Source organism: Embleya scabrispora, assembly GCF_002024165.1.
Classification (GTDB): domain Bacteria; phylum Actinomycetota; class Actinomycetes; order Streptomycetales; family Streptomycetaceae; genus Embleya; species Embleya scabrispora_A.
In genome coordinates this window covers 2,309,861-2,322,903 of the sequence record NZ_MWQN01000001.1, presented here as the reverse complement: position 1 = coordinate 2,322,903, position 13,043 = coordinate 2,309,861, and the positions used below count along the sequence as shown (strand labels likewise).

The following is a 13,043-nucleotide window of genomic DNA, read 5'->3' as shown; positions in this document are numbered from 1 at the left end:
GCGAGGGCTCGACTACGAGGGCGCGCCCGTTTCCGGGGGCACCCCTCGCGAAAGCCTCGTCATGGTCTCGTATCACCCGTCACCGCCGCGTCGATGGTGCCACGACCCGTGCCCCGGTTGGCGCCCGGCCGCGCCGAAGTGCGGCCGAAAGGGGATCGTCCACCGCCGGACGAGGTGTCCGACGACTCTGTCACCATGTGCGGATGAGTGACCCTAACCCCTTCGCCGAGCGGGTGCTCGACCTGGTCGAGCGCATTCCCGCCGGGCGGGTGATGGCGTACGGGGACATCGCCGAGGCCCTTCAGGACGGCGGCCCCCGGCAGGTCGGCCGGGTGATGGCGCTGTACGGCGGCGGGGTGCCCTGGTGGCGCGTGGTGCGGGCGGACGGTTCGCTGCCGTCGAGTCACGCGGTGCGCGCGCCGAAGCACTATCGGGCCGAGGGCACCCCGCTGCGCTCCGGCGGCGAGCGGGTGGACATGACCCGGGCCCGCTGGACGCCGGACCCCGATGACGTGCCACAGGAGCCGGAACTTCCGCCGATTCCCTGACGATCGGGGACGAACAGGGGCGCCGTGCCGGTGCTCGGGGCACCCGCGATGCGGGTGTGTTCCCCGGGCGCGAGAGCCGGATGTGATCTGATGGGCAACGGCCGCGCCCTGCCGACCGGGGCGCGGCCACCCTCTCCGAGGCCGCGACCCGGTGCCGCGCCCGGCGACGTTCGCCCCGGCGCGACGCCCGGCACGGCCCGTGCGTCGGAGCCGGCCCGGCCCGAGCAGCAGCAGGATTCGACGGCGACCCGAAGGCACCCCCGGCCAGATGACCACCCCGACCCCGGCGTACCGCCTGCGGCGTACTCCCGTGGCCCCGCCCGCGCCCGTGATTCCCGACGCCTACCAGCGGGCGGTGATCGAGCACCGGGGCGGCCCGCTGCTCGTGCTCGCCGGTCCCGGCACCGGCAAGACCACCGTGCTCGTGGAGGCGGTCGCCGAGCGGGTCGCGCGCGGGATCCGGCCCGAGGAGATCCTGGTCCTGACCTTCGGCCGCAAGGCGGCGGGGGAGTTGCGCGACCGGTTGACCGCGCGGCTGCGCGCGGCCGGCGCGCGCACCGCGACGGTGCCGACCGCGACCACCTTCCACTCGTTCTGCTACGCCCTGGTGCGCGAGCACCAGCCGGCCGAGTTGTTCAGCTATCCGCTGCGCCTGCTCACCGGCCCCGAGCAGGACGTGTTCGTGCGCGAACTGCTCGCGGGCGGGGTCGAGGAGGGCAGCCTGACCTGGCCCACCGAACTGCGCGCGGCGGTGGGCACCCGCGGCTTCGCCGACGAGGTGCGTGCGGTGATCGCGCGCAGCCGCGAGATCGGGCTCGACCCGGACGCGCTGGCCCGGTTCGCCGAGGACACCGGGCGGCGGGACTGGCGGGCCGCGGCCGACTTCCTGGCCGAATACCTGGACGTGATCGACGCGCAGGGCGTGGTGGACTACGCCGAACTCGTGCACCGCGCGGTGCTGCTGGCCGAGCAGCCGGAGACCGCCGCGATCCTGCGCGGGCGCTACAAGGCGGTGTTCGTCGACGAATACCAGGACACCGACCCGGCGCAGGTGCGCCTGTTGGCCGCGCTCGCCGGGGACGGACGCGACCTGATCGCGGTGGGCGATCCGGACCAGTCCATCTACGCGTTCCGCGGCGCCGACGTGAACGGCATCCTCGACTTCCCGCACCGCTTCCCGCGCGCCGACGGCGAGCCCGCCGACATCGTGGTGCTGCGCACCTCGCGCCGGGCACCGGCCGGCCTGCTCGCCGCCTCGCGCGTGGTCACGCAGCGCATGGCGCTGAGCCGGCTGCCGGGCGATCGGGTACGCGCGCACCGCGAGCTGATCCCGTCGGTGTCGGGGGCCGAGGACCCGAGTCGGGTCGAGGTGTACACGTATCCCACGCCCGGCGCCGAGTTGGACAACACCGCCGACATCCTGCGCCGCGCGCACCTGGAGGACGGCGTGCCGTGGGGGCGGATGGCCGTGCTCGTGCGCTCCGGCGCCCGCTCGATACCGGGCCTGCGCCGGGCGCTGTCGGCCGCCGGGGTGCCGCTCGAGATCGCCGGCGACGAGTTGCCGATCGCGGCCGAGCAGGCGGTGGCGCCGCTGCTGACCGCGCTGCACGTGGCGGCGGACCCGGCCGTGCTGGACGCGGAGACCGCGCGCGGGTTGTTGCAGTCGCCGCTGGGCGGGCTCGACGCGGGCGATCTGCGGTTGCTCGGGCGGGCGTTGCGGGCCGAGGAGCGGGCCGCGTCGGCGGCGACGGTCACCGGCACCCGGCCGTCGGCCGAGCTGATCCGGGACGCGCTGGCCACGCCCGAGCAACTCGTCGGGATAGAGCAGCGGGTCGGCGGCGGGGCACTGCGCCTGGGCCTGCTGATCCGCAAGGCGCGCGAGGTGCTGGCGGGCGGCGGGACCACCGAGGACGCGCTGTGGGAGTTGTGGCAGGGCACCCCGTGGCCGGGCCGGCTGGAGCGCGCGGTGTTGCGCGGCGGTACCGCCGGGCGCAACGCGGATCGCGATCTGGACGCCGTGGTGGCCCTGTTCGAGGTGGCGGCCAAGGCCGAGGAGCGCGCCGGACACCGGGGGGCGCTGAACTTCCTGGCCGAGTTGAAGGCCCAGGAGATCGCCGGTGACCGCCTCGACGACAGCGCGCTGCGCGGCGAGGCGGTACGGCTGCTGACCGCGCACCGGGCCAAGGGCCTGCAGTGGCGCCTGGTGGTGGTGCACGGGGTGCAGGAGGGCCTGTGGCCGGACCTGCGCCGGCGGGGCTCGCTGCTCGAAGCCGACCGGATCGGCTCCGACGGGCTGGCCGAGCCGCTCTCGCCCGGCGCGCTGCTCGCGGAGGAGCGGCGGTTGTTCTACGTCGCGGTCACCCGGGCGCAGGAGCGGCTGGTGGTGACCGCGGTCGACTCCAGCTACGACGACGGTGATCAGCCCTCGCGGTTCCTGGAGGAGCTGGGCGTGACGCCGGTGGAGGTCAAGGAGCGGCCCCGGCGGCCGCTGTCGACCTCCGCGCTGGTGGCCGAGTTGCGCTCGGCGGCGGTGGATCCGCTGGCGCCGGCGGTGCTGCGCCGGGCCGCCGCGCGCCGGCTGGCCGCGCTCGCGGACCTGCGTGACGACGAGGGGCACGCGCTGGTGCCGGCCGCGCACCCGGACCGGTGGTGGGGCCTGGTGGCGCCGACCGACCCGGGGGTGCCGATCCGGGACCCGGCGGACGCGGTGCGGCTGTCCGGCAGTTCGGTGGCCAAGGTGCGCGACTGCGCGCTGAGCTGGTTCCTGGGCAGCGAGGTGCACGCGGACTCGCCGCGCTCGGCGGCGCTCGGCTTCGGCAACGTGGTGCACGCGCTCGCCGACGAGGTGGGCACGGGGGCCACCGCGGCGGAACTGCCGGTGCTGATGGACCGGCTCGACCGGGTGTGGGACGCGTTGGCGTTCGACGCGCCGTGGCAGTCCGAGCAGCAGAAGGACGAGGCCCGCACCGCGCTGGAGCGGTTCCTGTCCTGGCACACCAACGAGCGGCACCGCACCGTCGCGGCCACCGAGCACGGCTTCGAGGTCGAGCTGACCGCGGGGGAGTACCGGGTGGTCGTCCGGGGCTCGATGGACCGCGTCGAGCGCGGCGAGGACGGGCTCGCGTATGTGGTGGACTTCAAGACCGGCCGCAGGCCGCCGACCCGGACCGAGGTCGAGGGGCATCCGCAGCTCGCGGTGTACCAGGTGGCGGTCGCCAACGGGGCGCTCGACGACCTGCCCGACTTCGCGGACGGCCGGCCCGCCTCCGGCGGCGCCGAGTTGATCCAGTTGCGCTCGGCGGACAAGGGCGAGACCGGGCAGCCCGTGGTGCTTGCCCAGGACCCGCCCCTGCCCGACCCGGACGGGGGCACGTGGGTGGGCGGCCTGCTCGCCGACGTGGCCGGTCGGATCATCGGCGAACGGTTCACCCCGACCGCGGGATCGCACTGCGACCGGTGCGATTTCCGCCGCTGTTGCAGTGCCCGTCCGGAAGGTCGGATGACGGTCGAGTAGCCGGATCGCCGCTGCCCGGCGATACCGGGCGGGGGTGGTGGGACGTGCGGATTTTGCCATCGCCATACTCGTGCGCAGGAACCCCGCTCCCGGGTTCCGGTCCCGCATCAAGGAGTTTCGTGCGCACTTCACGCATGGCCGCGATCGTCCCCGTCGTCGCCCTCGCCCTCGGCCTGACCGCCTGTGGCGGTTCGGAGCAGAAGTCGAACGCGGGCACCGACGCCAAGGCGTTGGCCGACGAGGCGCAGCGACTGCTCAAGTCGGTCCCCGACTTCAAGATGGTCGGCAGCGGGCAGGACGAGGAAACGAAGATGGAGATGGACCTGTGCATCCGCAGCGGTGCGGACATGCAGGGCACGATGACGATCGACGGCAACCGCGTCGAGGTGATCTTCATCGGCAAGGACCAGTACATGAAGGCCGAGGCGCCCTTCTGGAAGATGGTCATGAGCGAGTTCGTGCCGGAGGGCGTGCTCGACGAGGTCGTGGCGAAGATGGCCGGCAAGTACCTGAAGTCCCCCGTGGACGAGGAGGACGACGGCGTCTCGTCCATGACCGACTTCTTCGACGGCTCCACCGACGGGGTGACCAAGGGTGAGCCGGTCAAGATCGACGGCGTGAAGGTGATCCCGCTCAGCAAGAAGGACGAGGACGGCGACACCACCACCCTCTACGTGCAGGAGAAGGGCAAGCCCTACCCCTTCATGGTCAAGTCGGAGGGCAGCAACAACGCCACGGCGAAGTTCACCAAGGGCAAGCAGAAGTGCGAGCCCACCGCTCCCGCCGAGTCGTTCACCAAGGAAGACCTGAAGGGTCAGTTCAAGGACGCCTGACCGGCGCACCCCACCGAGGCACCGGCCCCGCACCGCGACCGTCCCTGTCGCCGTGCGGGGCTAGTCTTCCTCGGTGCACGCCGTACTGACCGACCCGGACGACCTGTGTCGGCTGCTCGGGATCCCCTTCACCCCGGAGCAGCTGGACGCGGTGCTCGCGCCGCTCGCGCCGGGCGTGATCGTGGCCGGGGCCGGGTCGGGCAAGACCACGGTGATGACCGCCCGCGTGGTGTGGCTGGTGGGCACCGGACAGGTCCGGCCCGACCAGGTGCTCGGGCTCACCTTCACCAACAAGGCCGCCGGCGAACTGGCCCAGCGGGTGCGCAAGGCGATCGGGCAACTGCGCGGCGGCGAGATCCCCGCCGACGAGGACGCCGGCGAGCCGACCGTGTCCACGTATCACGCGTTCGCCGGCCGCCTCCTCCAGGAGCACGGCCTGCGGATCGGCCTGGAGCCCTCGGCCCGGCTGCTCGCCGACGCGACCCGCTTCCAGCTCGCCGCCCGGGCCGCGCGCACCGCCCGCGGCCCCTTCCCCACGCTCACCGGCCGACTGCCCGACGTGGTCGCCGCCGTACTGCACCTGGGCGGCGAGTTGGCCGAGCACCTGGTGTCGATCGAGGAGCTCCGGGAGTGGGACCGGGCCTTCGTGGCCGAGGTGGAGGCCGCCGCCAAACCCTCCGCCGCCGCCCGCAAGGCCGCCGACGCGGCGCGCAACCGGCTCGACCTGGCCCGATTGGTCGACGCGTACGCGCGCGCCAAGAGCGGCCGCGACCTGCTCGACTTCGGCGACCAGATCGCCTACGCCGCCCGGATCGCCGGCGAGCGGCCCGAGGTCGGCGAGATCCTGCGCGACACCTACCGGGTGGTGCTCCTGGACGAGTACCAGGACACCTCGGTCGCGCAACGCGTGCTGCTCCAGGGCCTGTTCGGGCTCGGCCACCCGGTCACCGCGGTCGGCGACCCGTGCCAGGCCATCTACGGCTGGCGCGGTGCGTCGGTGGCCAACATCCACGAGTTCCCGGTGCACTTCCCGCACCGCGACGGCAGCCCCGCCGCCCGCTACTCGCTCTCCGAGAACCGGCGCAGCGGCGGCCGGATCCTGAGCTTCGCCAACGACCTGTCGGCGCCGCTGCGCACCCCCGAAAGCGGCGTGGAGGCGCTGCGCGCGGGGCCCGGCGCCGAGCACGAGGGCCGGACGGTCGCCGCGCTGCTGCCCACCCACGCCGAGGAGATCGACTGGCTCGCGGAGCGGATCGGCACCGCGATCGGCACCGTCCTGGACAAGAACGGCGCCCCGATCACCGCCGGTGACGTCGCGGTGCTCGCCCGCACCGCCGCCGACTTCGCGGACATCCACGCCGCCCTGGTGCGGCGCGACATCCCCGTCGAGGTGGTCGGGCTGTCCGGGCTGCTGCACCTGCCCGAGGTGGCCGACCTGGTGGCGACCTGCGAGGTGCTGGACGACCCGACGGCCAACTCCGCGCTGGTGCGCCTGCTCGCCGGGCCCCGCTGGCGGATCGGGCCGCGCGACCTGGCCCTGCTCGGCCGCCGGGCGGCCGAACTGGTCCGGGTCGAGCGGGCGGGCGCAGACGACGCCGACGCTCGTCTGGAGGAGGCGGTGGCCGGGATCGACCCGACCGAGGTGGTCTCGCTCTCCGACGCGCTCGCCGACCCGGGCGAGCAGTACCCGTTCTCCGCCGAGGCCCGCCGCCGGTTCGCCCGGATGGCCACCGAGATCCGCGATCTGCGCCGGCACCTGGGCGAGCCGCTGATGGACCTGCTGCACCGGGTGCTCGCGGGCACCGGCCTGGAGGTCGAGCTGTCCGCCTCGCCGGGTGCGCTGGCCGCGCGCCGCCGGGAGACGCTGCACACGTTCCTGGACGTCGCGGCGGGTTTCGCCGACCTGGACGGCGACCCCTCGCTCACCGCGTTCCTGGCCTTCCTGCGCACCGCCGCCGAGCATGACAAGGGCCTGGACGGCAGCCTGCCCACGGCCGGCGACTCGGTGAAGGTGCTGACCGCGCACAAGTCCAAGGGCCTGGAGTGGGAGGTGGTCGCCGTCCCCGGACTGATCGACGGCGTCTTCCCGAGCGTGCGCACGCAGACCAAGTGGATCACCAACGGCCGGGCCCTGCCGCACCCGCTGCGCGGCGACGCCGCCGCGCTCGCGGTGTTGCCCGACCTGACCCCCAAGGGCTTCAAGGCGTTCGACGCGGCGATGCGCGCGCACCAGGAGACCGAGGAACTGCGCCTGGGCTACGTCACCTTCACCCGGCCCAAACAACTCCTGATCGGGTCCGGACACTGGTGGGGCCCGACCCAGAAGAAGCCGCGCGGCCCGTCCGACTTCCTCACCCGACTGCGCGACCACTGCCTGGCGGGCAACGGCACGGTCGAGGTGTGGACGCCCGAGCCCGCCGAGTCGGCCAATCCGCACCTGGCCGACGTCGTCGAGCACGCCTGGCCGCTGCCGCTGGATACGACCGCGCTGATCGAGCGCCGCCGGGCGGCCGACGCCGTACTCGCGGAACTGGCCCGGCGCGAGGCGTCGCGCCGGGTCGACCACGCGGCCGAGCACCCGTCGGTGGAGCCGGAATTCGGGCCGGTCCGGGGGGACGGCGAGCAGATGCCCGTCGAGGCCTACGAGGCGTATGTCCCGGTCGACCCGGAGCAGGACGCGCCGCCGCCGGAGGAGGAGCCCCCGCCGCCGGTCGACCCGGGCCCCGAGCCCGACCCCGGTGCCTCGGTGCCGCCGGTGCCCTCGCCCGATCACGACGACGCCGCCGAGCACACGGACGAGGTGCGGGCCGGGCACCCCGCGGTGGAGGGCCCGGCGCCGGGGTCGCACCCGGGGCCGACCCCGGACGAGCTGGCCCTGATCGAGTCGTGGGACCGGGACCTGATCCGGCTGGCCGAGGAACTGCGCCGCGGCCGGTCCGGGGTGCGCGAGGTGCCGCTGCCCGCGACGCTGACCGCGTCCCAGATGTTGCGCCTGTCCAACGACCCCGACGGGCTCGCGCGCGAGCTGGCCCGGCCGATGCCGCGCCCGCCCGCCCCGGCGGCCCGGCGCGGCACCCGCTTCCACGCCTGGGTCGAGTCGCTGTTCGGCGAGCGCCCGCTGCTCGAACCCGACGACCTGCCGGGCGCGGCCGACGAGGAGATCACCGACGAGGCCGATCTGCTCGCCCTCCAGGAGGCGTTCCTGCGCACGCCCTACGGTCGGCGTGCCCCGCACCGGGTCGAGGCGCCCTTCCAGCTGTTCCTGGGCGGTCGGATCGTGCGCGGCCGGATCGACGCGGTCTACCGCGAGGGCGACGGGTTCGAGGTGGTCGACTGGAAGACCAACCGGGTCCACGACGCGGACCCGCTCCAGCTCGCCGTCTACCGGCTGGCCTGGGCCGAATACGCCGACGTGCCACTGGAGCGGGTATCGGCCGCCTTCCTCTACGTGCGCTCCGGGGAACTCGTCCGGCCCAGGGGCCTGCCCGGCCGGGACGAATTGGAACAGTTGTTCCTGGAAGCCGATGAACCGGGCGACGATCCGGCCCGTTGATCCGGAGGAAACCCGGCAACGGTGAGGATGGGCCGATGCGGCCGGATTCCGACACTCGTATGGTTTATGAGGATCGACACGACGGCGGACTTCGAACGGGACGGGAAACGGCACCGGTGCGCGGAACAGCACAGACGAGACGGGCGCTGCGGCTCGTCGGCGTTGCGGGTGATCGTCCACTGCTGCCGGTGATCGGCCTGATTCTGCGCCTGCTGCCCTTCCTGGTGATCCTCGCGGTGGTCGTGCTGGCCGCCGCGACCCCGGAGAACGTGCACGTGGGTCCGCTGCTCGCGGTGGCGCCGGCGCTGTCCGGGCTCACCCAGACGGCGCCGCGCGGCCCGCTGATCACCGGCGGCGTCGCGGCCGTGGTCTCGGTGGCGCTGGCCGCGCTCGGCCAGGGCCGGGGCGGCGGCGAACCGTACGTCACGCTGCTCTCGGTCGCGCTGGTGACCACCACCGCGTGGCTGGGCGTCCACGTGCGCATGCGCCAGGAGCGCACCATCGAGGAGGTGCGCAGCGTGGCCGAGGCGGCCCAGGAGGTGCTGCTGCCCCAGGTGCCCGGCACGGTGGGCCCGCTCACCGTCGGCGTGCGCTACCGCGCGGCGGCGGCCGAGGCGCGGATCGGCGGTGACCTGTACGAAGTGGTGCCCACGCCGTTCGGCATCCGCGTGGCGATCGGCGACGTGCGGGGCAAGGGCCTCGGCGCGGTGCGCACCGCCGCCGCCGTGCTCAGCGCGTTCCGCGAGGCGGCCTACGAGGAGCCGGACCTGCCCGGCGTGGCCCGCCGACTCTCGGCCAGCCTGGAGCGGCGACTCGGCGAGAACGACGAGGAGTTCGTCACGCTGATCCTGCTCGGTTTCCCGCCGGAGCCCGCGTGCGTGGACATCCTCAACTGCGGCCACCCCGCGCCGCTGCTGCTGCGCGCGGCGCACGCGGAGCCGCTGGACCCGCCGACCCCGACCCCGCCGCTGGGCATCATGGACCTGCGCCGGCTCGACCTGCCGGTGTTGCGGGTGCCGCTGCTGCCGCGGGACCGGCTGCTGCTGTACACCGACGGCATCATCGAGGCGCGCAACCCGGCCGGCGAGTTCTATCCGCTGCCCGATCGGGCGCCGGACTCGCTGCCCGGGGTGGAGGACACCCTCGACCGGCTGGAGGCCGACGTGCAGCGACACGTGGGCCGACCGCTCCAGGACGACGCGGCGATGGTGCTCCTGGAGTACACCCCGGTGGTGGCCCGCCACGACGAGTTGCGCGGCGCCCGGCTCAGCGCCTGACCCCGCCGCGCTCAGCCCACCTTCACCTCGACCACCAGGGCGCAGTGGTCGGAGACGCCGAGGCGGACCGCCTCGGTGCGGCGCACCGCCTCGGGGCCGATGCCGTGTCCGAGCACGTGGTCGAACTGGACCCGCGGGTGGTACGAGGGGTAGGTGGGCACCCGGGCCAGCGAGCGCCAGCGCACCGCGCCGGCGCCGCGTCCGCGCCGGCCGACCACCGCCTGCGGGATCCGGCCGGGCAGGTTGAAGTCGCCGAGCAGCAGTTGTGGACCGGGCAGGTCGGCGGTGGAGCGGCGGATCCGGGCGAGCTGGGAGATGTTCCAGCCGGGGACGAAGGACAGATGCGCCGCGAGCACCGTGAACGGCCCGTGCGGGCCCTCGACCACCGCCGCGAGCACGCCCCGGGGCTCGTCCGGCACCCGGGTCAGGCCGGGCCGGCCCTGCACCCGCAGCGGCAGGCTCAGCGGCGCGGCGGGGAAGCGCCGGACCCGCCAGCGCGAGACCGGCAGCCGGGACAGCAGCGCGATGCCGTATCCGGGCCCGCCCTCGCCCCGCTCGTCCGCCGCGTAGACCCGGCGCTCGCCCGGTACCGAGGGCTCCTCGGTCCATCCGGACACCGGCGCCGGGACGCCGTGCACCGAGGCCAGAAAGCGCCACTGGGACATCCCGAGCGCCTCGGCCGCGATCGCCGCCTGATCGGCGCCGCCGGAGCGCTCCTGGTGCCGGTCCACCTCCTGCAGGGCCACGATGTCGGCGTCCAGATCGGCCAGCGCGGCGCGCAGCCGATCCGGGTCCGACTCGCCGTCGGCGAGATCCATGCCGTGCAGGAGATTGAAGGTCGCGACACGCAACGTGGTCATCGGCCGACGGTAACCCGCCCGCCGCCCTGCCGTGGGCTTTCCCGTCCGGCGACGACCCCGTGCCGCCCGCGCGGGTGCCGGGCATATGGTCGAATCCATGAGCATCACCGACCGCGGCGTCGTCGAATACATAGGCGCCCACGCCGACGACTTCCTCGCCGATCTGCGCGCCTGGCTGGCCATCCCCTCGATCTCCGGCGACCCCGCGGCGGCGGCCGACGTCGCCCGCAGCGCGTGGTGGCTGGGCGGCGCGCTGCGCGACGCCGGCTTCCCCACCGTCGAGGTGTGGGAGACGCCCGGGCTGCCGGCCGTGTTCGCCGAGTGGCCCTCCGCCGATCCCGACGCGCCGACGGTGCTCGTGTACGGGCACCACGACGTGCAGCCCGCGGCGCTCGCCGACGGATGGAGCACGCCGCCGTTCGAGCCGACCGACATCGGCGACCGGCTGTACGCGCGCGGTGCCGCGGACGACAAGGGGCAGGTCCTGTTCCACCTGCTCGGGGTGCGGGCGCACCTGGCGGCGACCGGGCGTACCACCCCCGCGGTGAATCTCAAGCTGATCGTCGAGGGCGAGGAGGAGTCCGGCTCGCCGCACCTGGCGGCGCTGCTGCGCGAGCGCCGCGACCGGCTCGCGTGCGATGTCGTGGTGGTCTCCGACACCGGGATGTGGGCGGCGGACACCCCCAGCACCTGCACCGGGATGCGCGGTCTCGCCGAGGTGCAGATCGACTTCCACGGTCCGAGCGCGGACATCCACTCCGGCTCCTTCGGCGGCGCGGTGCCCAACCCGGCGACCGCGCTGGCCCGGCTGATCGCCGCGCTGCACGACGAGGGCGGACACGTCGCCATTCCCGGCTTCCACTCCGGTGTCGGCGAACTCACCGAGTACGAGCGGGAGTCGTTCGCCAAGCTGCCGTTCGACGAGAGCGTGTGGTTGGGCAACGCCAAGTCCGGCGCGGCGGCCGGCGAGGCCGGCTACACCACCCTGGAGCGGGTGTGGGCGCGCCCGACGGCGGAGGTCAACGGCATCTGGGGCGGCTACATCGGCCCCGGCCGCAAGACCATCGTGCCCACCTCGGCGCACGCGAAGGTGTCGTTCCGGCTGGTGGACCGGCAGGACCCGGAGGAGATCGAGCGTGTCGTGCGCGCGTGGGTGAGCGAGCGGGTGCCCGCCGGGATCCGCTGCGAACTGGACTTCGGCACCGGGGTCCGGCCCTGCCTGACCCCGCTCGACCATCCCGCGCTGCAAGCGGTGGTGCGGGCGATGGGTCGCGCGTTCGACACCGAGATCCTGTACACCCGCGAGGGCGGCTCCGGCCCGGAGGCGGACCTCCAGGACGTGCTGCGCGCGCCGGTGGTCTTCCTGGGCGTCTCGCTGCCCGACGACGGCTGGCACTCGATCGACGAGAAGGTGGAGAAGCCGCTGCTGCTCAAGGGCGCGGAGGCCGCCGCCTACCTCTGGGAAGAGCTTGCCGCGAGCCGGCGCGGCGCCGCGCCGGGGAAGGACGACCGTTGATCCGCCCCAAGCCCGTCGCCGGGCAGGCACTGGCCCGATCCGCGCTCGACCGGGCGTCCGAACACCGCCTGGACCAGGCGTGGCTGGACGCGGCGTGGGCGCGGCCCGACACGCGCGTACTGGTCCTGGCGCAGGGTCGGGCGCGCTGGTCGGGCGAGGCGGGCGAACCCCGCCTGGTCCTGGTCGACGCGGCGAGCGCGCCGGTGGGCGAGCGGCGGTTGCTCGGTCTCGACGCGGCCGGGGTGGCGTACTTCGCGGTGGACGTCGAGAAGTTGCCGGAGCCCGCCGAGGACGGGCACGAGGGCGGCCTGCGCGAGTTGGGCACGCTGCTCGACGACCGGGACGCGGGGCTGCTCGTGCACGCCACCGGGCTGCACCACTGGCATCGCACGCACCGATTCTGCGCCCGCTGCGGACAGCCGACCGAGTCGGCCGCGGCCGGGCACGTGCGGCGCTGCCCGGCCTGTGGCACCGAGCACTATCCGCGCACCGACCCGGCGGTGATCATGCTCGTGCTCGACCGGGACGACCGCTGCCTGCTCGGCCGCCAGCCGCAGTGGCCCGAACGGCGCTGGTCCACCTTCGCGGGCTTCGTCGAGCCCGGCGAGTCGCTGGAGCAGGCGGTGGCGCGCGAGCTGCACGAGGAGGTCGGCGTGGTGACGTCGGCCACCACCTACGTGGCGAGCCAGCCGTGGCCGTTCCCCTCCAGCCTGATGCTGGGCTTCCTCGCCTATGCGGTGGACGACAGGGTGCACGTGGACGGCGAGGAGATCGCCGAGGCCCGCTGGTTCACCCGCGCCGAGTTCAAGGAGGCGATGGACACGGGCGAGGTGTTGACGCCCGGGTCGTTGTCCATCGCCCGATACCTGATCGAGCAGTGGTACGGCGGGCCGCTGGACGAGGGCAACCACTGGTGAGCGCGGGCCGAACACCGTACTCGGG

At 74.3% G+C, this 13,043-nt stretch carries 8 protein-coding genes; 7 read left to right on the top strand and 1 reads right to left on the bottom strand.

Annotation, left to right across the window (positions count from 1 at the left end):
- The first annotated feature begins 203 nt into the window (after positions 1 to 203).
- The 5 genes from B4N89_RS10040 (at position 204) to B4N89_RS10020 (ending at position 9,725) form a co-directional block, all read left to right on the top strand.
- The gene (locus B4N89_RS10040; RefSeq protein ID WP_078975540.1) at positions 204 to 548 is read left to right on the top strand and encodes an MGMT family protein; all 345 of its coding nucleotides are present in this window, start codon (positions 204 to 206) and stop codon (positions 546 to 548) included.
- Positions 549 to 816: 268 nt separating this feature from the next.
- Complete coding sequence (locus B4N89_RS10035; protein ID WP_078975539.1) at positions 817 to 4,062, top strand: ATP-dependent helicase; 3,246 nt, start codon at positions 817 to 819, stop codon at positions 4,060 to 4,062.
- A 119-nt stretch (positions 4,063 to 4,181) separates the two neighbouring features.
- The gene (locus tag B4N89_RS10030) at positions 4,182 to 4,895 is read left to right on the top strand and encodes a hypothetical protein (protein WP_143657917.1); all 714 of its coding nucleotides are present in this window, start codon (positions 4,182 to 4,184) and stop codon (positions 4,893 to 4,895) included.
- A gap of 73 nt (positions 4,896 to 4,968) precedes the next feature.
- Positions 4,969 to 8,448 (top strand): ATP-dependent helicase, encoded by a 3,480-nt coding sequence (locus tag B4N89_RS10025; protein WP_078975537.1) that lies wholly within the window; start codon positions 4,969 to 4,971, stop codon positions 8,446 to 8,448.
- Positions 8,449 to 8,636: 188 nt separating this feature from the next.
- Entirely contained in the window at positions 8,637 to 9,725 is a 1,089-nt protein-coding gene (locus B4N89_RS10020) for a PP2C family protein-serine/threonine phosphatase (protein WP_101897042.1), read from the top strand.
- Positions 9,726 to 9,736: 11 nt separating this feature from the next.
- On the opposite strand, the gene B4N89_RS10015 is transcribed toward B4N89_RS10020, so the two are convergent.
- Positions 9,737 to 10,585 carry an endonuclease/exonuclease/phosphatase family protein gene (locus B4N89_RS10015; RefSeq protein ID WP_101897041.1) on the bottom strand — a complete coding sequence of 283 codons (849 nt, stop codon included), beginning with the start codon at positions 10,583 to 10,585 and terminating at the stop codon, positions 9,737 to 9,739.
- A gap of 97 nt (positions 10,586 to 10,682) precedes the next feature.
- Between B4N89_RS10015 and B4N89_RS10010 the strand changes: the two genes are divergently transcribed.
- Positions 10,683 to 12,101, top strand: a complete 1,419-nt coding sequence (locus tag B4N89_RS10010) for a dipeptidase (RefSeq protein WP_078979248.1) — start codon at positions 10,683 to 10,685, stop codon at positions 12,099 to 12,101.
- Positions 12,098 to 13,018: an NAD(+) diphosphatase gene (gene nudC, locus B4N89_RS10005; protein WP_078975535.1), complete on the top strand. Its 921-nt coding sequence runs from the start codon at positions 12,098 to 12,100 to the stop codon at positions 13,016 to 13,018. Before B4N89_RS10010 ends, nudC begins: the two co-directional genes overlap by 4 nt.
- The last annotated feature ends 25 nt before the right edge of the window (positions 13,019 to 13,043 follow it).